Below are 18,905 nucleotides of genomic sequence, written 5' to 3' on the forward strand. Positions count from 1 at the left end.
TGCGCGAGGCGCGCTGGCACATGATTCGCTCACTGCGTTCGCTCATGCCTCCGCCTCGCCGACTCTCGGCTCCGGCCTGCCCGATACCTCCGGGAGGCTTCGTACCGGGATTGCCGTGACGACTGAGCTAATGGGTCGCTCGCTGCGCTCGCTCATCATTCGATCTTGCCCCATATGAACTCGGTGATGGCGCTTCCCGCTCGATGTGCCTTGCCTTCGAACTTGGTGACGGGGCGGTCGAAGCCGATCGGAGCGGTCGCCCTGTTGTCCGCGCTGACACCGCCCGTGACCTCGTTGAGGCCGATGAGCAGCGGTTCCGCGGCGCCGACTTCGGCGATGTGTTCCGCGTAACCCGCGTGGTCGGTCGCGACATGCAACACACCGCCCGGTCGGAGCCTGCTCGCGATGAGCGCGAGGGTGGCGGGCTGCAGCAGGCGCCGCTTGTGATGTCTCGCCTTCGGCCACGGATCGGGGAAGAACACGCGGACGCCGGTCAGCGACTGCTCAGCAATCATGTGCTCGAGCACGTCGACGGCGTCGCCGCGCAGCAATCGGATGTTGTCGATGCCCTCGCGTTCGATGCGCTGCACCAGCTGGGCCAGACCCGGCTGGTACACCTCGATCCCGATCAGGTTCAGGTGCGGCTCGGCCTGCGCCATCTCGGCGGTGGCAGTCCCTGTGCCACAGCCGATCTCGATGACGAGCGGGGCCTCCCGTCCGAACCAGGCGGCGGCGTCCAGCGGCGCGTCGGAGACCTCGCGGCCGATCTGCGGCCACATACGATCCCAGGCGCCCTGCTGGTTCGGGGTCAGCGCGCCCCGGCGCGAGCGGAAGCTCGTCACCCGCGGGTACAGGCGGGAGCCGGTCGGCGATCGTCTGCCTGCTTCGAGCGGGGCCGACGCTGTGGACGGCCTGCCCGGAACCGACTCGACAGTGTGGTTGGCGGCGTCGTTCACGGCGTCCATTGTCCAGCATCCGGCGAACAGCACGGCAATCGAACCCCGGCCGCGCGGTCATCGCGAGGTCAGGCCGCGACTTCGGCGACGATCCTCGGTGCGGTGGGGGTCTCCTGCCGCAGTGGCCGCCCGAGCACGACCTTCACCGTTGTGCTCGCCATTTCCAGCAGTCCACGCAGGCCGGTCGGGGAGGCGAGCACCGACCACACGGTGGTGTCCGAATCACCCGTCGGCGGCTCGCCCGCCAGCCGGTCCGCGAGCCAGGCCAGGCTGATCGGGGTGGCCATCGGCAGCATGGAGAAGTGTTCGCTGAGCCGGTCGCGCACGTAGGTGACCTTCGCGCCGCCCTTGCGGTAGCGGGCGACCTGGCCGTCCACGCCGTCCATGTGGATGACCTGGTCGTGCACGGGTTGCAGCACCAGCAGCGGGCAGGTGGGGGTGGAGTTGCCGAGGCGCAGGTCGTCGAACATGTCTTGGAACGCGGGCGCCGCGAGGATCTCCGCGAGCGGGCGCCGCAGGAAGTCGTCCATTTTCTTGCCCGCGAGCGCGAGGATCGCGCCCAGCGGCGTCGAGGTCTCGGCCGTGGCGACGAAACGGAGCCCTTCGTCGGTGAGTTCCTCGTCGATCACCGCGCCGAGGGCCGGGTAGAGCCGGTGCAGCGCGGCGATGACGATGGCGGGCAGACCCGCGAAGTGGCCGCCGTTGAGCCGGGTGAACACCTGCTCGGGATCGCCGACCGGCGCGCCGAGCACCGCGCCCGCGATGTTCAGCTCCGGCGCGTAGGTCGGCGCCATCTCCACCACCCAGGAGCTGGCCATACCGCCCCCGGAATAGCCCCAGACGCCGATCGGGGTGTCGCCGTGCAGGCCGAGCGGTGCGAAGTGCAGCGCCGCGCGGAGGCCGTCGAGCACGCGATAGCCGGGTTCGCGCGGCGCGCCGAAGTTGCCGTGCGGTCCCTCGTGGTCGGCGATCGAGACCGCCCAGCCGCGGCGCAGCGCGTTGGCGACCAGCAGCCACTCCAGCTGGGTGACCGCGCCGATCGCGCGGGAGCCGCGGCGCAACGCGTAGGACGGCGAACACTTCTCGGTGACCGCGTCCATGGCGGTCTGAAAGGCGAGCAGCGGACGGTCCTCGGACGGGTCGGCGCCGTCGGGCAGCAGCACGGTGGTCACCGCCACCTCGGGCGAACCGTGCAGATCGTTGCTGCGGTAGAGCAACTGCCAAGCCGAAACCTGTTGTGGCACAAGGCCGAAAAGGGCGAGGTCGATGGCGCGACTACGCAGGATGGTCCCCGGTGGCCGAGAGGCGAATCCGCGCGGCGCCCGGTAGAACGGGTCCGCGCTCGGCAACAGCGGCTTGTCGCCGGGCAGCAGCGCCTGCGCGCCGCGGGTCGACCGGTGGCCGACGGGCCCCGTTTCGCTGTCGACAACACCGATGGCGTCGACGGTCATCGCAACCTCCTCGACGGGCCGTCGCACCCGCTCGAAAAGCGAAGCTGCGCACCAACTATGGTGCCGACCACAAGTGCAGAGTAAGTGACGCCCGCCATCTGTGTGAACCCTGGTAACAGGGGTCGACGGCGGCACTAGACTGCCGTCATGAGTTCACCGACCGTGTTCATCACCGGTGCGGCGGCCGGTATCGGCCGGGCCACGGCACTGCTTTTCGCTGGGCACGGGTACCACGTCGGGGCCTACGACATCGACGAGGTCGGACTCTCCCGGCTCGCCTCGGACATCAACGCCGCAGGTGGCAGGGTGCGCACCGGGGTGCTGGATGTGACGAACAACACGCACTGGACCGAGCGGCTCGCCGAGTTCCACGAGGCGACGGGCAGGCTGGACATCCTGATCAACAACGCGGGCATCCTGCGCGCGGGCCGTTTCGAGGACATCGACCTCGGCACCCATCAGACGATCATGGACGTGAACCTGGGCGGCGTGCTGGCGGGCATGCACCACGCCTTCCCGTACCTGCGCGACACCAGGGGCGCCCAGGTGGTGAATCTCTGCTCGGCGTCGGCGATCTACGGTCAGCCCGAACTCGCCAGCTACGGCGCGACCAAGTCGGCGGTCAAAAGCCTCACGGAGGCATTGGATCTCGAATGGTCGCGGCACGACATCCGGGTGATCGCGGTCTGGCCGCTGTTCGTGGCGACGGCGATGGTGGACGGCATGAGCACCGGGACGACGAAGTCGCTCGGCGTGCGGCTGACCGCCGACGACGTCGCCGACGGCATCTGGGAGGCGACGAGCAAACGTCCGCGGCTGCCCAGGGTGCACTACGAGATCGGTACCCAGGCGAAGCTGCTCGCCGCCGCGGCGAAGTACGCCCCGAGCTGGGCGGTTCGCGCGGCCAACAAATACTTCGCGGGCTCCTGACCGGTAGCGGCGCTGTATCTGACAGAACCGCGTATGTCTGACAGAATTGCGCGTCGACAAGGGGGTGTGCAGCCATGCCGACGGCCACCGAATTCAACGGGCAGATGCGTGAGCGGGGAGTTCCCACGCGCGAACAGGACCAGCTGGATCGGCTTCTCGTCGATCTGCAGTCGGTGGGCGGCCGGGCCGCCGCGATCGGTCATCACGCCAACAGTGCCGTCAACGCCTGGCGCAGGCCACCGCGCATCCAGGTGACCGGGCGCGCGCACGCGGGCCGGACCACGGTGCTGCAAGCGCTCGCGCTGATGTCGGCGGCGGAGACCGGTCCGGTGGACGAGCCGGGCGCGCCCGATCCGGTGCTCGACGCCGACATCGTCGTCTACGTGCTCGCGGGCGCGCCGCTGCCGGCCGATCGCCGGGTGCTCGCCGAGCTGCCGCCCGAGCGCACCGTGGTGGTGTTGAACAAGGCCGACGCGATCGGCTCGCGCTGGGGCGACGCGGTGGCCGCAGCCGACCAGTACACCAAGGAGCTGGGCATTCTCACGCTGCCGGTGGTCGCCGCGCTCGCGGTGCGCACGAGGGCGGGCGCCGTCACCGACGCCGACATGGCGACGTTGCGCAGGCTCGCCGCCGACGCGGACCCCGCCTTGACGCTCTCGCCGGACCTGTTCGTCTCGCCGACCGCGGGCCCCGACGTCGCCGAACGCGAGCAGTTGCTGCATCGCTGGGAGCTCTACGGCGTCACCTGCGCGCTGAGCGCCCTGCGTCACGATCCCGAGCTGAGCCCGCACGCGATCCTGCAACTGCTGCACGCCGCGAGCGGCATCGACGCGCTGCACCGGCTGCTGCACCGCCGCTACGAACAGGTCTCCGCGTTGCGCGGCGGCGAGCTGCTCGACGAGCTGGCCCGGCTGGCCGCCCGCGCGGTCCCCGGCGAGGCCGGACCGGCGAGGGACATCCTCGAGGACTACCTCTACGGCGACGACGCGATGTGGCTGGCCTTGTGCGCCGGGCTGGCGAATCCCTCGGTCGCGCACCTCGCCGCGGGTTACCCGTCGCCCGCGCCCGCCGACGCCGACGACGCGCTGAACAGGGCGGCCCGCTGGCGCGCCGTGGTCGCCAGCGACATGCCGCCGGTGGCGCGCCGCTCGGCGCTGCGGGTGCACAACGGATACATCCGACTATGGGAGCGAATGAGCAGTGCCGGACTCTGATCGACCGGATCCGGCGCCGCCGGAACCGCTGTCGTCGGACGTGGAGGCGGTGGTCGCGCGCTGGAACCCGCAGGGCATGGCGCTGCTGAAGGCGGTGCGAGGCGCGGGAACCGCCTCGACGGTCGCCCTGATCGGACCCGACGACGCCAACACCACCCTCTTGCGCACTGAGCTGGCGCGTTTCGAACCCCGCATCGATCTCACCGATCCCATGACCGACGCGAACGCGGCCGTCGAATCCACCGCCCCCGCGGGCGGCGCGCCATCGGGCGTGGCGCTGATCCTGCTCGACGCGGGCACCAGCCTCGGCACCGACACCCTCGACGTCGTGCGGGGCCTGCGGGCCGACGGCACCAAGATCCTGCTCGTCATGAACGGCGTGCACGCCTACCAGGACTGGCGCACGGTGCGTTCGCACAATCTCGAACTGCTCGCCGGGCAGGGCTTCGACGATCTCGACATCCTCCCGGTCTCGGCGCGCCTCGCGGTCGCCGGACGCACCGGCGGCGACGCCGGACTGATCGACCGCTCCGGCCTGACCGCGCTGCACGCCGAGCTGACCGCCGCGGCGGCGGGCGCGGAGGCGTCCGGCGGCGAGCGGCTGAGCGCCGTGCTCGCCCGGGTGCTCACCGACACCAGGAAGCGGGTCGTCGAGCAGGTCGCCGCACTGCGCTCGGGCGCGGAACCGGCGCGCTGGCGCGAGGAGCGCGCCACGCTGCTCGCGGGCCGCGACGGCGGCCGTGCCACGGCCATGTCGACGTTGCGCGGCCAGCTGCACCTCGCGCGGGTCGACCTGATGACCGAGGTCGGCGGACACGTCAGGGCGCTGCACACCGCCGCGCGCACCGAGCTGGACCGGCTGCGTCCCGCCGAACTCGGCGACTACCCCGACCGGCTGCAACAGTCCGTGACCGAGCTGACCGGCGCGGTGGACGCGAGCATCGAGCACCGGCTCGCCGAGCTGGCGCACCGGCTGGACGGCGCGGGCCGCGCCGACCTCTCGCCGCACCGCAGGCGGGACCCGGCGCCGCGGGTCGGCCCCGACCCGGAGCCGAGGCACCGGGGTGTCGAAGATCACCTCATGATCGCGCTGGGTGCTTCGGCGGGCGTCGGCCTCGGCAGGCTGCTCGTCGCGCCGCTGTCGCTGGTCCCGGCGCTGGATGTGACGAGCATCCCCGTCACCTTGCTGCTCGGCGCGCTCGTCGCCTGGTGGGTGGTGCGGGCGCGACGGCAGGTCGCCGACCGCGCGCACGTGCGGCAGTGGATCGCCGACGCGCTCGTCAACGTAAAAGCCCAGCTAGAACAGCGGGTTGCGACCGCGCTGGTGGAGGCGGAGACCGAACTGGCCGATCGCGTGGTGCGCGCGAGCGCCGCGCGGATCGTCGAGACCGACCGCCGGGTGGCCGAACTCGAGGCGCGGATTCGTCGCGCCGCGGCCGAGCAGCCGGGCCAGCTGGCGGCCTGTGAACGCGATATCACCATCCTCGATCGGCACATCGTGCCTGTTGAATAGGCAACCGAATGGGTAGTTAGTTAGGAACCCGATTCCGTACCGATCGTCACACCGCGTTAACCTCTAAGCAGGAACCTGGGCGTCCGCTTCGTCCTCGTCCGCCGTCCAGCCGGGGCGCGCTTTCGACTGGTCGTAGCGGGTTGCCTTCCCGCCAACGGTGGCACTCGGTGTGTTCGCGCTGGTCATGGGCCTTGGGCCAGGCGGCGAAGCATCGGAACCGCCGCCCATCTCAGGAGAGTTTTCATGACCTCAGCGACCATTCCTGGTCTTCGTGGATCCGACGGCCAGGCGCCGACCGAGCACAGCGAACTACTCGCCTGGGTACAAGAAGTCGCCGAACTCACTCAGCCGGACCGCGTGGTCTGGGCGGACGGTTCCGATGAGGAGTGGGAACGGCTGACCGACCAGCTCGTGGCCGCAGGCACCTTCAAGAAGCTGGACGAGAAGAAGAAGCCGAACTCCTTCCTCGCCCTCTCCGACCCGACGGATGTGGCCAGGGTCGAGTCCCGCACCTACATCTGTTCCAAGACCGAGGCCGACGCGGGCCCGACGAACAACTGGGTCGACCCCACCGAGATGCGCGCCACCATGACCGAGCTGTACCGCGGCTCGATGAAGGGCCGCACCCTGTACGTGGTGCCGTTCTGCATGGGCCCGCTCGGCGCCGAGGACCCCAAGCTGGGCGTGGAGCTCACCGACTCCGAGTACGTCGTCGTGTCGATGCGCGTGATGACCCGCATGGGCACCGCCGCCCTGGAGAAGCTGGGCGCCGACAAGCCGTTCGTCAAGGCCCTGCACTCCGTCGGCGCGCCGCTGGCCGAGGGCCAGGAAGACGTGCCGTGGCCGTGCAACGACACCAAGTACATCACCCACTTCCCCGAGGACCGCGAGATCTGGTCCTACGGCTCCGGCTACGGCGGCAACGCGCTGCTAGGCAAGAAGTGCTACTCGCTGCGCATCGCCTCGGCCATGGCGCACGACGAGGGCTGGCTGGCCGAGCACATGCTGATCCTCAAGCTGATCTCCCCGGAGAACAAGGCCTACTACATCGCCGCGGCGTTCCCCAGCGCCTGCGGTAAGACCAACCTCGCGATGATCCAGCCGACCGTTCCCGGCTGGCGCGCGGAGACCCTCGGCGACGACATCGCCTGGATGCGTTTCGGCAAGGACGGCCGCCTGTACGCGGTCAACCCGGAGTTCGGCTTCTTCGGCGTCGCGCCGGGCACCAACCGCCAGTCGAACCCGAACGCGATGGCGACCATCGAGGCGGGCAACACCGTCTACACCAACGTCGCGCTCACCGACCACAACGATGTCTGGTGGGAGGGCCTGGAAGGCGAGCCCGATCACCTGATCGACTGGAAGGGCAACGACTGGTACCACCGCGAGACGGAGACGCTGGCCGCCCACCCGAACTCGCGCTACTGCACCCCGATGTCGCAGTGCCCGATCCTGGCCCCCGAGTGGGACGACCCGCAGGGTGTGCCGATCTCGGCGATCCTGTTCGGCGGCCGCCGCAAGACCACCGTCCCGCTGGTCACCGAGTCCTTCGACTGGCAGCACGGCGTGTTCATGGGCGCGACGCTCTCCTCCGAGCAGACCGCCGCGGCCGAGGGCAAGGTCGGCACCGTGCGCCGCGACCCGATGGCCATGCTGCCGTTCATGGGCTACCACGTGGGCGACTACCTGGGCCACTGGATCAACGTCGGCAAGAACGCCGACGCGGCCAAGCTGCCGAAGATCTTCTACGTCAACTGGTTCCGTCGCGGCGCCGACGGCCGCTTCCTGTGGCCCGGCTTCGGTGAGAACTCCCGCGTGCTGGAGTGGATCATCGGCCGGATCGAGGGTTCCGCGCAGGCCGAGGAGACCGCCATCGGCCACGTGCCGACCGCGGCGCAGATGGATCTGGACGGCCTGGACGTGGATCCCGCCGACGTCGACGAGGCGCTCGCGGTGAGCGCCGAGGAGTGGCGCAAGGAGATCCCGCTGATCGAGGAGTGGTTCGAGTTCGTCGGCGACAAGCTGCCTTCGGGCGTGCGCGACGAGTTCGAGGCGCTCAAGCAGCGCCTGGGCTGATTCTCTTTCGCGATCGCCCGCACCGTCTTTCGGTGCGGGCGATCGCGTTTTTCGGCGCGGGCGATTGTGCCTGCTCGGTGCGAACCTGCTACTCCGGGAACGGTGCCAGCCGGATCAGTGGCGCGAATTGGGCTACGGAGAGCAGCCATTTGGCGCGGCCGTCGGGAACGGCGGTTGCCTCGGCACGCAGTGCCGCGATCATGTGGCGCTTGAAGTCGTGGCGGGGATGGCGGTGCAGTAGTTCGGCCACCCAGTCGGGGGCGAGGTCGGCCATGCGCAGACCGAGCACGTCGACGCCCGCGCCCGCGGAGACCAGACCCAGGTCGTCCGGCCGGTCGGCGACGCCGATGGTCAGGTGGGCGGCGATGGCGGCGCCGATGGTCTGCGCCTGTTCGGGTGTCGCGCCTGCTCCTTCGGCGAACCCGACCGCGCGCTCCGCGCCCGTGACCGCGAAACATTTTCCCGGCGTGGGGTGTTCGAGGTTCAGGTCGTGTAGCAGGCACGACACGTAGGCCAGTTCGTCGTCGTAGCGGACGCCGTCGAGTTCGGCGAGTGCGCGTCCGAAGAAGTAGCTCCGGTAGGAGTGTTCGAGGACGTGCGGTGTAAGGCATTCGCGCGCTTCGTTTTCCGCGGCTCGGGCCAGCCGGGAGTCGGGGAGTCGCAGGTCGGTGAAATCGACGCGGCCCGCGCCGCGGCGGCCGAGGGCGAGTCGGACCTGCCCCGCGATGATGCCCGGCAGGGCTGTGGCCAGCTTGCCGGTGAGCTGCCGGCGCTGGCGGCCGGTCAGCGCGCCACCCGTTTTCGTGGCCCAGTTCCAGTCCATGCCCGCTGGCGCTCGGTTGTCTTCTGCTGGCGCACGCACGCCGACCTCCTTCGTCTCGACGACTTTCAGTGAACCGGCCGTCCGATGCCGCAACCAGTGGCGTGAATGACAGCAATGCTCCGATTCATGCCAAACTGAAGGCGTGAAACAGGTGGTCGCCCTCGCCTTGGACGGCGTCATGACCTACGACCTCGCCTGCGCGGTCCAGGCCTTCCGGCACGGACCCGGCAAGACCGGGGAGGGTCGCGGCTTCGAGATGCGGACCTGCGGTGTGCGCCCGGGACCGGTGTGGACGCCCAACGGCTTCGACCTGCGCGTCGACCACGGCTTGGAGCTGCTCGACGAGGCCGAGATCGTGGTCGTCCCAGGCATCGGGCTGCCGACCCTGCCTCCGTCGCCCGAGGTGGTCGACGCGCTGCGGGCGGCGGCCGAGCGCGGCGCGACCATGGTGAGCATCTGCGTCGGCGCCTTCGTGCTGGCCGGGGCGGGCCTGCTGGACGGGCGGCCCGCGACCACGCACTGGGCGTATTGCGCGGAGTTCGCCGAGCTGTTCCCGGCGGTCCGGCTCGACCCCGGCGCGCTGTATGTGGACGACGGCGATGTGCTCACCTCCGCCGGTCTGTCCGCGGGCCTCGACCTGTGCCTGCACCTGGTGCGCCGCGAACTCGGCGCGGGCTTCGCGGCCGAACTCGCGCGGTGGAACGTGACGCCGCCGCACCGGGAAGGTGGTCAGGCGCAATATATTCCGGACGCGCTGGGGCGTTCCGGCGCCGGTACGTCGGGGCTGGCCGCGACCTTGGCCTGGGCCGCCGCGAATCTCGCTGCGGCCCCGGATGTTTCGGCGCTGGCTCGACATGCCCTGATGAGCGAGCGGACTTTCATCCGGCGCTTCAAGGCCGAGGTCGGCGCGACGCCGCGGCGCTGGCTGGAGGCGCAGCGCACCGCGCGGGCGCGCGAATTGCTGGAGACCACCGATCTGCCCGTGGAAGTCGTTGCGGCGCAAGCTGGTTTCGGCAGCGTCACGGCATTGCGCACCCATCTGCGCGCCGCGACCGGCGCGACACCCGCCGGATATCGCCGTTCGCTGCGCCGCTGATCGCTCGCTCCACCCGGGTGCGAGAGGTTTGCCGGTGCTGGCCTATCCTGACTTCGATATCGGCTTCACAACCGTTCGGCGCGCCGATGCTTTGGCGAGCCGAACGGAGGAACTACTTCCCTATCGCCGTCGCGGCCCCGGCGCCCCGGGCGAGCGACGCACAGACGCGTGAGAGGTGGTTGGAGCATGACCGATCTGGAGTGGGACGCGTCCGAAATCCCGTTGGTGACCGGCGTCGAGTTGGCGGCGGCGAGCACGCCACTGCGCCGCGCCGCGGGACGGTTGCAGGAGGCGCTGCCGCCCGGCTGGCGGGTCGAAGTCGTCGACAAACATATGCGGCCGGGTCCGGAGGACACGGCGGCGTTGCGGGTCGTGATGCCCGACAACTGACCGGGGGCGAGCCGAGTGGCTCGCCCCCGTGTCACCGGTCGAATCCGGCCGGAGCGCAGGCGGAGGACGCCTAACCGGTCCAGCCGAGCGGCATCAGCAGCGACTTCTGCTCGCAGAACGCGTCGAGTCCCTCGGGACCGTTCTCGCGGCCGAGGCCGGAGTTCTTGTAGCCGCCGAACGGCGAGGTCGGATCGAAGGCGTACCAGTTGATCGCGTAGGTCCCGGTGCGCACTCGCGCGGCGATCTCGGCGCCGTGCTCGATGTCGGTGGTCCACACCGAACCGGCCAGGCCGTACGCCGAATCGTTGGCGATGGCGATCGCCTCGTCCTCCGTCTCGTAGGGGATCACCGAGAGCACCGGGCCGAAGATCTCCTCCTGCGCGATGGTCGACTTGTTGTCGACGTCGGCGAAGATCGTCGGTTCGACGAACCAGCCGCGGTCCAGATCGGCGGGCCGTCCGCCGCCGAGCACCAGGCGCGCGCCCTCGGCCTTGCCCTTGGCGATGTAGCCCTCGACGCGTTCGCGCTGGCGCTCGGAGATGAGCGGGCCGAATTGGACGGACGGGTCGGTGGGGTCGCCGGTCTTCTGGGTGCGCACGTGCTCGACGAGCGCGTCGAGGATCTCGTCGTAGCGGCTACGCGGGGCGAGGATCCTGGTCTGTGCGACACAGCCTTGGCCGCTGTTCATCAGACCCGAGAACGCGAGCATCGGGATGCTCGCAGCGAGATCCATGTCCGGCAACAAAATCGCCGCGGACTTGCCGCCGAGTTCCAGCGAGACGCTCTTGAGCTGTCCGGTGGCGATGGCGCCGATCTTGCGGCCGACCGCGGTGCTGCCGGTGAAGGTGAGCTTGTCGACCCCGGGATGGGAGACCAGGTACTCGGCGACCTCGGCATCCGCGGGCAGCACCGAGAGCACGCCTTCGGGCAGACCGGCCTCGGTGAAGATGTCGGCGACCATGTTGGCGGTCAGCGGGGTGAGCGGAGCCGGCTTGAGCACCACCGTGCATCCCGCGAGCAGGGCGGGCGCGAGCTTGTTGACCGCGAGGAACAGCGGCACGTTCCACGCGGTGACGGCTGCGACGACGCCGCGCGGTTCGCGCGTGACCCGCGTGGTGCCGAAGCCGCCGACGCGCGTCTCCTGCCACGGAAAGGTCTGCGCCAGTGCGGCATACGCGTCCAGTGCCGCGGTGGCCGGTATCTGGTTGAGCGTCATGGCGATCATCTGCGGCGCGCCCATCTCGGCGGTGAGCGTCGCGAGCAGATCGGCCGAACGCTGCTCGATCAGGCGCGCGGCTCTGGTGAGCACCGCGGCGCGCTCGAGCGGCGGGGTGGCGGGCCACGGTCCGTGGTCGAAGGCGTGGCGCGCGGCGGCGACGGCAGCGTCGACGTCGGCCCGCTCCACCACGGGGACGCTGCCCACCGGCTCGACCGTGGCCGGTGAGATGACCTGAAGGCGTTCGGTGCCCGCTGGCGCGGTCCAGCGGCCGCCGATGAACAAGCTGTCGTAATGCATGAGAACACGTTACAATTTTGCCGCCCGCTTGTCTGTAACCTGTTTCAGTTTATTCCCGGCGCACCCCTCTGACCTGCTCGAATTCCAACCCGTCGGTTCGCTTTTGCCGAGAACGCACTATTGCGTTCTGTTGCTGGACAGTGGATGCTGTAGCTACTCACCAGCTCCCTCCCGCGTTTTCCGGCCGAACCGGCTTCGGCCGAGCAGGCATTGATCCGAGACCGTAATTGGGGTGAACGTGTCATGGCGGTGCAAGTGATCGGCCGGTCGTTGATGACCAGCGATCAGACCGAACACCAGGCGAAGAGCGTCGGCTCGGGCGGTTGGGTGGTGTCCTTTCTACCGGGTCGCACGCTGACGATCGAGCAGGCCACGGCGGCGATGCAGGCCGCGGAGGCGGTCGCCGTCGTCGGAATCCTCGCCGATCAGGTCGGCCTGACCACCCTGGAGACGGTCGGGCTGGCCATTCAGGAATCGCCGTGGGAGCAGGACGGGCCGTACGGCCGTCGCTGGCGCCGCGGTTGGCTCGCGAAGCAGTAGTCGGTCAGGCCGATTTCGTCGCGACAACCACGAGGTTGCTGACGGCCAGCTCGCGCACCGCGGGCACGCGCACCAGCCACCAGGCCCAACGCGGGTGATAGCGCGGGAAGACCGTGCGCACGTCGGCTGAAGTCGTTGCCGCCCAGTGCAATCCCTCGGAGGCGCGGACCGCGAACAGCGACTTCCCGTACCGGTTCTTCGGTTCCTTGCCCTGCTTGCGGCGGTACCGGCGGGCGGCGTACTCGCCGCCGAGGTAGTGCCACGGTCCGGTCTCGTGTCCGCCGAACGGGCCGAGCCAGACGGTGTAGGAGAGCACGATCAGTCCGCCGGGGCGGGTCACCCTGACCATCTCGTCGGCCATCGCCCACGGCTGCGGCACGTGCTCGGCGACGTTCGAGGAGAAGCAGATGTCGACCGCGTTGTCGCGGAAGGGCAACGCCATGCCGGAGCCGCGCACGGCGCCCGCGACGGAAAGGCCCGCGGCGTGCATCTCCGAGGGGTCCGGTTCGACGGGAATGTAGCGCGCGCCGGTCTTGGCGAATTCGTCCGCGAAATAGCCGGGGCCGCCGCCGACGTCCAGAATCGTGGTGCCCGCGAGGTCCGCTCCGGCGATGTCGGCGTAGAAATCGCCGATCATCTCGGCGGTGTCGGTGGCGAGACCGCCGTAGAAGCGCGCCGGGTCGGTCTGTTCGAAGCGGAAGCTGCCGAGTAGTCGCAGCGACCGGCGCAGCGTCGCGCGTCGCGCGAATCGGGGCGCGTCGGACGGTGTGATTTCGGCTCTCAGCACGGCGCCGAGTTTCGCACAGGGCGTCGCGTGCCCGGTTCGTGGGTTTGCTCAGGCTCGGTGGCGGCCGGGTGCGGTGGCGTCGGAGTTGTCCCGAGGCGGGCCGTCGGTTGGTCGTCGCAGGGCAGCAGGTGGGTCGCGCTCGGGGTGGCCGGGCTGTGGCGGCGCGGGGTCGGACGGTTGCGGTAGCGCCAGGGGTTGGCGCGGCGCGAAGGCGGCCCGGCGCCGCGCGCACCGGACCACCGCTTCGGGCGGCTCAGCCGACGCCGCTGCTCGCGCCGCTTCCGGTCGAGGTGGACGACGTGATCAGCGCCAGGATCATGCCGAGCAGACCGTCGAGGTCGCCGCCGTTTCCGGTGCCGCCGCCGGTCCTCGTCCGTGCGATTTTCATGGTGTTCTCCTCATCGTGATGGCCGGTCCGCCTTCGGCCGGCCTGCCCCTGAAAAGCGGGGGTGGCGCGAGGGTATCCACATCAGGCTGTGAAATGAGCCTGTTTCAGACTTATTCGTGGAAATCGCTTCGAATCGGCGGTGACGTGCCAGGATGGGCGGATAGGGCCCTTGACCGATGACCTTGTGCGAACCTTCGCATGCGCTCCGGCGGTGCGCGGACTATTACCCCACTTCGTCCGCCTGTGCCCGTTATTGTGTAGCCCGATGTCCGTCGGCCCCCGGCGAGACCCACCGACCGAGAGAAGCTCCACCGTGCGCGAAGTCCTCCTACTCTGCTGGCGTGACACCGGGCACCCGCAGGGCGGCGGCAGCGAACGGTACCTGGAACAGGTCGGCGCGCAGCTCGCCGCCCGAGGGGTCAAGGTCACGCTGCGCACCGCCCGCTACCCGGGTGCGCCGAAGCGGGAGCACGTCGACGGCATAGACATCAGCCGCGGCGGCGGACGCTACACCGTCTACCCGCGCGCGCTCGCCGCCATCGTCCTCGGCCGGTTCGGCATCGGACCGCTGCGCGGGGTGCGGCCCGACGCGGTGATCGACACTCAGAACGGCATTCCGTTCTTCGCGGCCACCGCGACCAAGGCACCCTCGGTGGTGCTCGTGCACCACGGGCATCGGGAGCAGTGGCCGGTCGCCGGTCGGCTGGTCGGGCGGATCGGCTGGTGGATCGAATCGCGACTATCGCCGCGGGTGCACCGCGAGAACCAGTACCTGACCGTGTCACTGCCCTCGGCGGAGGAGCTGGCCACCCTCGGCGTCGACCGCTCGCGCATCGCGGTGGTTCGCAACGGGGCCGAACCTGTCCCCGCCGACGCTCCGACCGGCGCCGCGACGACCCGTACATCCGAACCGCGCGTGGTGGTGCTGTCGCGGCTCGTGCCGCACAAGCAGATCGAAGACGCGCTCACGGCCGTCGCCCGGCTGCGCGACCGAATCCCCGGCCTGCGCCTCGATGTCGTCGGCGGTGGTTGGTGGGCCGAGAACCTCCAGGCCACCGCCCGCGAGCTGGCCATCGACGACGCCGTGACCTTCCACGGACACGTCGACGAACGCCGCAAACACGAACTCCTCGCCAGCGCCTGGGTGCACGTCCTGCCCTCGCGCAAGGAAGGCTGGGGACTGGCCGTCATCGAGGCCGCCCAGCACGGCGTCCCCACCGTCGGCTACCGCAGCTCCCGCGGACTCACCGACTCCATCGTCGACGGCGTCACCGGCTTGCTCGTCGACGACGTCGCCCAGCTCACCACCGCCGTCGGCGACCTGCTCGAGGATTCCGCGGCGCGCGGCGTGATGGGGGAGAAGGCGCGCGCGAGGGCCAGGGAGTTCTCCTGGGAGCAGACCGGGAACGGTGTGTACGAGGTGCTCGCGACGGTGTCGCGCGGCGGCCACGTATCGGGATTGGTTGCGGCGCCCACAGATTGAGGTTGCGCACCCTGCGCGCATAGGTACGTCGCGCGCCAGGGCCTAAGTCTTCGCGCGGGACGCGCGTCGAGCGGCAAGGGCGAGTGCGGGGCCGCCGATCAGTAGTGTCGCCCAAAGGATGTGTGCGGCGATCGCGATTCCGCGGTGGTTCTGCGGCGAAGCGGTGGTTTCGGGGCCCGGGACTCGGTAGAGGGCGAGCTGGTCGTCGGTATAGATCGGATCCAATTGGGCGAGTGTGGTTTTGGATTCGCCGAGGGGGCCGGGGGTGGTGCGTTCGACCAAGACCCATTCGACGCCGAGTCTCGCTAGATCCTGGGCCGAACCGCCGTGCAGAAGCAGGGTTTCCACATCACGGGCACGAGTGCCTTCACCGGATACCGTGCGGCCGCGCACGGGGAGCTCGCCGGTTTGCAGCACGTCGTTGGGCAGCATGCGGGGTGCGGGATCGAGGACGGGAGCGGTGCCGGAGTAGGGGAATTTGCGGAACATGCCGCCGGGGAGGACTGCGATGTCGCCGGGGGTTGTGATGAGTCGAGCGACGTTGTGCCAGGCGGGGGGATAGTGCACGGGGCGAAGGGCGTTGCCGATGCCCCAGGAGAGGTCGAACAGGGGCAGGATGAGAAACGCGATGAATGCCGTCGCGGTCAATAGTGTTCCGCGTTGGATTTTGGTCGGTTCCGCTGCGGACGAGTGTGTTTCGCGCAGGTGCTCGGTAGGGCCTGCTGTTCCCGTGGTTTCGTCACTCCGGTCGGTGTGTTCTCTTTCGGTGGTCGGCTCGATGCCTGTATCTACAGAGGGTGTTGCGGCCAAGAGGTTTTCGCCGCTCGGATGGCGGGGGTCGGTTGGCTGGGACGCTTTGCCGTTCCGCTCGCCAGGGTCTGGTGCGGGTGCTGTTTCGTCGCCTCGCTCGGCAAGCCCCTCGGCGACACCCTCCGCTCGACTGAGGAGAGCGGTGAGCGCGGTGCAACCCGCCGCCGCGCACAGGGCGTAGGCGGGCACGGCCAGCGCGACGTACTTCTGCGTGTCCCGAAGCAGTCCCGCCCCAGGCACATTGACCACCAACCACTCCATCGCCTCCATCCCCGCGCCGGTCGCGGCGAGCGCGGGCAGCACGACGGCTGCGACGGCCAGCGCCAAGAGGGCGCGACGAATGCGCAGGCTCTCGTGTCCGCCGGTCTCGACGGTGGCGACAGCGCGGACGCCGGTGACGACGATCGCCAGCAGCAGTACGGTGCCGAGCAGTGCCAGCGGCGTCGTGCGCGAATCCGGCACGGCTTCGCCGTTCCAGATGCCGCCGAGACCGGCCAGCGAGCCCAGCGTGCCGAGCCCGGGTTCGGCACGCGCGGCGAAGGCTGGAATGCCCGCGGGGTCGGAGGGCTCCGCGCCCGCGCCGGACAGCGCCGTCGCGGTCAACCAGGGAGCGGATGCCGCCGCCAACAGGACGAGCGTGCCGAGGAGATGACGACGGTGCACCGTCGCCAGCGCGGTCACGCCCGCGAGCAGCGCACCGGTCGGCGTCAGCCCGGCCGCCGCGAAACAGCCCGCCAGCCCGGCCCACGCGCCCACCGTCGCCGCGTCGGTTCGCTGCTGTGCCGCAAGCCGCAGCCGATACGCCACCAGCGCCGTCCACGGCAGCGCCGCGTAACCGGCGAGCAGACTCCAGTGCCCCTGCAAGAGCCGCTCGGCCACGTACGGGTTCCACAGCGTCACCGTCACCGCGACCAGCTGCGCGGGCAGCGGCGCGCGCGACAACTCCCGCACCAGCACCGCCGCCCCATACCCGGCGGCCCACAGCGCGAGAACGAGGATGGCCTTCACGATCAATCCGCCGTCCACCAGCGGCGACACCGCCGCAAGCAGCGCATCCTGCGGAACCGCCCGCGGCGCGGAATCCCCGAGCCCTAGGGCCGACTCGGTGAGATACGACCGCGGGGTGCTCACCGCATCCCGCAACAGCAGGTACCCGGGCCCGAACAGCGGCCCCACCATCACCGCCACGAGCACCGCGCAGAACCCGCCCGCGACCATCCGCGTCCGCAGTCCCGCACCGCCGTCACTCACGACCCAGAACCCTACGACGCCCGCCCGCGCCCGTCCTGTCGGCACCGTGCCGGGCTGCTTCGAAGCAATCGGCGGGTCGGCCGAGCCGCCGCAGCCGCAGTGTTCGACGGTGGGTGCGGCGTGCGGCTCGGCGTCGAGGGTGGCGGGCGCGCGCCGCACTCGGAAGGCGCGCGAGTGTCTTCGGCTCCGTGGCGCACGAAGGAGCGAGCGATCGGAGGGTCGAGGTGCAGCACGACGCGAGCAGCTCGCCGAGCCCAGCAGGCCCCGGTCCGAGGAACGGTCAGCGCGACTGGAGGGCTACGGGAGCGGGGGTCGGGCCGCTCGCACCAGGGCCGCGCGCAGATGTTTCGGATTGGGTGGGACGATTGCGGGATGTCTGTGGTTCGTCGTCCTCCTGTGGTGGCGGACCTGACGTTGGTCACGGCGGGGGCGATGACCGCCAACGTCGCCGGTTACCTGCTGCAACTGTTGGCGGGGCGCTGGCTCGGCGTCACCGGGTACAGCGAGTTCGCGAGTCTGCTCGCGGTGCAGCTGCTGTGTGCCGTGCCCGCGCTGGCGTTGCAGAACGTGGTGGCGCGCGAGCGGGTGCGCGGGGCCGAGGTGTCGGCGCTGCGCGGATTGCAGTGGCGGTGTGCGCTGATCGTCGCGGTGGTGGCGGCGCTGTTGGTTCCCGTGGTGACGGTCGCGCTGGACGTAGGCTTGGTCGCGTGCGCCGGTGCGCTGGGCGCCGCGCCCGCGCTGGTCCTGCTCTCCGGCGAGCAGGGGATCTTGCAGGGCGGCAGGCGCTTCCGCGAGCTCGCGGTGGTCCTGGGTTCGGCGGGTGTGGCGCGGGTGGCGCCCGCGCTGGTCGTGCTCGCGCTCGGCGGCGGGGCCGGGGCGGCGTTGTGGGCGGCGGCGCTCGGACTGGTCGCGGCGGCGATCTTCGCGCGTGTGCTGGCCGGCGCGCCGACGGCGGCGGACGAACCCGGCGGACACATCGTCGGCGTGCTCCCGGTGCTGCGGGCCGCGCAGGTGCAGGCCGCGCTGATGGCGCTGTCGTCGGCCGACCTGATCGTGGTGCGGATGGTCCTCGACGAGGTCGACGCCAGTCGCTACGCACTCGGCGCCATCGCCACCAAGATCGCGTTCTGGCTGCCGCAGGCGGTGGGCGTCGTCCTCTATCCGCGAATGGCCCAGCCGACCCACTCCGCGCGCGCCATCCGCGACGCTCTCGCCGTGCTCTCCGCCATCGGCATCGTCGCGGTGCTGTGCGCCGCCCTCGCCGCCCCGATCGCCCCGCTGCTCGCGGGCCAGGACTACGCGCCGATCCAAGGCCTGCTCTGGCTGTTCGCCCTGCACGGCGCCATCCTCGCGGTGCTGCAGGGCGCCATGCTCTCCGCGATCGCAGTCGACCGCACCGCCATGGCAGCCGTCACTTGGCTCGGCCTCGCCATCGAGGTCACCCTCATGGTCTCCTTCGCCCGCTCGGTCCCATCCCTCATCATCACGGCCGTCTCCGTCGCCGCCGCCACCACGCTCGTGGTCGCAGTCGTCGTCCTACGCACCGCCACCCACACGCAGCCCGCCGAATCCCAGCCCGCGACAGACTGAGCCCGAGACGCCCGATCGAGCGCGCCCGGGTCGCTCCGATCCCACGGACTCGGCAATGCACGAACTTCGCGCTCGGCGACTCGCCCAGCGG

At 70.3% G+C, this 18,905-nt stretch carries 16 protein-coding genes; 9 read left to right on the forward strand and 7 right to left on the reverse strand.

Going from position 1 to position 18,905, the window contains the following annotated elements; translation table 11 throughout:
• Positions 1–155: 155 nt before the first annotated feature.
• Together trmB and ABZV58_RS02990 are read right to left on the reverse strand one after the other, a co-directional pair.
• Complete coding sequence (gene trmB, locus ABZV58_RS02985) at positions 156–965, reverse strand: tRNA (guanosine(46)-N7)-methyltransferase TrmB (RefSeq protein WP_354998484.1); 810 nt, start codon at positions 963–965, stop codon at positions 156–158.
• A gap of 59 nt (positions 966–1,024) precedes the next feature.
• On the reverse strand, positions 1,025–2,407 hold the full coding sequence (locus tag ABZV58_RS02990) for a lipase family protein (RefSeq protein WP_354998485.1): 1,383 nt from the start codon (positions 2,405–2,407) through the stop codon (positions 1,025–1,027).
• A 147-nt stretch (positions 2,408–2,554) separates the two neighbouring features.
• Between ABZV58_RS02990 and ABZV58_RS02995 the strand changes: the two genes are divergently transcribed.
• The 4 genes from ABZV58_RS02995 (at position 2,555) to ABZV58_RS03010 (ending at position 8,140) form a co-directional block, all read left to right on the forward strand.
• Complete coding sequence (locus tag ABZV58_RS02995) at positions 2,555–3,337, forward strand: SDR family oxidoreductase (protein WP_354998486.1); 783 nt, start codon at positions 2,555–2,557, stop codon at positions 3,335–3,337.
• Between the two features lie 74 nt (positions 3,338–3,411).
• Positions 3,412–4,551, forward strand: coding sequence for a hypothetical protein (locus ABZV58_RS03000; RefSeq protein ID WP_354998487.1), 1,140 nt, complete (start codon positions 3,412–3,414; stop codon positions 4,549–4,551).
• Positions 4,538–6,064: a hypothetical protein gene (locus tag ABZV58_RS03005; protein WP_354998488.1), complete on the forward strand. Its 1,527-nt coding sequence runs from the start codon at positions 4,538–4,540 to the stop codon at positions 6,062–6,064. Before ABZV58_RS03000 ends, ABZV58_RS03005 begins: the two co-directional genes overlap by 14 nt.
• Before the next feature lie 243 nt (positions 6,065–6,307).
• Positions 6,308–8,140: a phosphoenolpyruvate carboxykinase (GTP) gene (locus ABZV58_RS03010; protein WP_354998489.1), complete on the forward strand. Its 1,833-nt coding sequence runs from the start codon at positions 6,308–6,310 to the stop codon at positions 8,138–8,140.
• 88 nt (positions 8,141–8,228) lie between these two features.
• Here ABZV58_RS03010 and ABZV58_RS03015 read toward each other — a convergent pair whose 3' ends face one another.
• Positions 8,229–8,963 (reverse strand): phosphohydrolase, encoded by a 735-nt coding sequence (locus ABZV58_RS03015; protein WP_354999014.1) that lies wholly within the window; start codon positions 8,961–8,963, stop codon positions 8,229–8,231.
• Positions 8,964–9,105: 142 nt separating this feature from the next.
• Between ABZV58_RS03015 and ABZV58_RS03020 the strand changes: the two genes are divergently transcribed.
• Positions 9,106–10,059: a helix-turn-helix domain-containing protein gene (locus ABZV58_RS03020; RefSeq protein ID WP_354998490.1), complete on the forward strand. Its 954-nt coding sequence runs from the start codon at positions 9,106–9,108 to the stop codon at positions 10,057–10,059.
• Positions 10,060–10,245: 186 nt separating this feature from the next.
• Complete coding sequence (locus tag ABZV58_RS03025) at positions 10,246–10,449, forward strand: hypothetical protein (RefSeq protein WP_354998491.1); 204 nt, start codon at positions 10,246–10,248, stop codon at positions 10,447–10,449.
• A 70-nt stretch (positions 10,450–10,519) separates the two neighbouring features.
• Here the strand turns inward: ABZV58_RS03025 and ABZV58_RS03030 are convergent, their stop codons facing one another.
• On the reverse strand, positions 10,520–11,965 hold the full coding sequence (locus tag ABZV58_RS03030) for an aldehyde dehydrogenase (protein WP_354998492.1): 1,446 nt from the start codon (positions 11,963–11,965) through the stop codon (positions 10,520–10,522).
• Between the two features lie 243 nt (positions 11,966–12,208).
• On the opposite strand from ABZV58_RS03030, the gene ABZV58_RS03035 reads away from it, so the two are divergent.
• Positions 12,209–12,505 (forward strand): hypothetical protein, encoded by a 297-nt coding sequence (locus tag ABZV58_RS03035; RefSeq protein WP_354998493.1) that lies wholly within the window; start codon positions 12,209–12,211, stop codon positions 12,503–12,505.
• A 4-nt stretch (positions 12,506–12,509) separates the two neighbouring features.
• Here ABZV58_RS03035 and ABZV58_RS03040 read toward each other — a convergent pair whose 3' ends face one another.
• Both ABZV58_RS03040 and ABZV58_RS03045 read right to left on the reverse strand, forming a co-directional pair.
• Positions 12,510–13,292 carry a methyltransferase domain-containing protein gene (locus ABZV58_RS03040; RefSeq protein WP_354998494.1) on the reverse strand — a complete coding sequence of 261 codons (783 nt, stop codon included), beginning with the start codon at positions 13,290–13,292 and terminating at the stop codon, positions 12,510–12,512.
• 253 nt (positions 13,293–13,545) lie between these two features.
• Positions 13,546–13,680, reverse strand: a complete 135-nt coding sequence (locus ABZV58_RS03045; protein WP_354998495.1) for a hypothetical protein — start codon at positions 13,678–13,680, stop codon at positions 13,546–13,548.
• 313 nt (positions 13,681–13,993) lie between these two features.
• On the opposite strand from ABZV58_RS03045, the gene ABZV58_RS03050 reads away from it, so the two are divergent.
• Positions 13,994–15,163 carry a glycosyltransferase family 4 protein gene (locus ABZV58_RS03050; RefSeq protein ID WP_354998496.1) on the forward strand — a complete coding sequence of 390 codons (1,170 nt, stop codon included), beginning with the start codon at positions 13,994–13,996 and terminating at the stop codon, positions 15,161–15,163.
• Between the two features lie 42 nt (positions 15,164–15,205).
• On the opposite strand, the gene ABZV58_RS03055 is transcribed toward ABZV58_RS03050, so the two are convergent.
• A complete protein-coding gene (locus tag ABZV58_RS03055; protein WP_354999015.1) occupies positions 15,206–17,191 on the reverse strand; it encodes a hypothetical protein in 1,986 nt (661 codons plus the stop codon).
• A 465-nt stretch (positions 17,192–17,656) separates the two neighbouring features.
• Here ABZV58_RS03055 and ABZV58_RS03060 point away from each other — a divergent pair, with 465 nt between their 5' ends.
• Positions 17,657–18,814, forward strand: coding sequence for a polysaccharide biosynthesis protein (locus ABZV58_RS03060; protein WP_354998497.1), 1,158 nt, complete (start codon positions 17,657–17,659; stop codon positions 18,812–18,814).
• Positions 18,815–18,905 lie beyond the last annotated feature (91 nt).

Origin of the sequence: Nocardia sp. NPDC004654 (assembly GCF_040609595.1) — a bacterium.
Lineage (GTDB): Bacteria > Actinomycetota > Actinomycetes > Mycobacteriales > Mycobacteriaceae > Nocardia.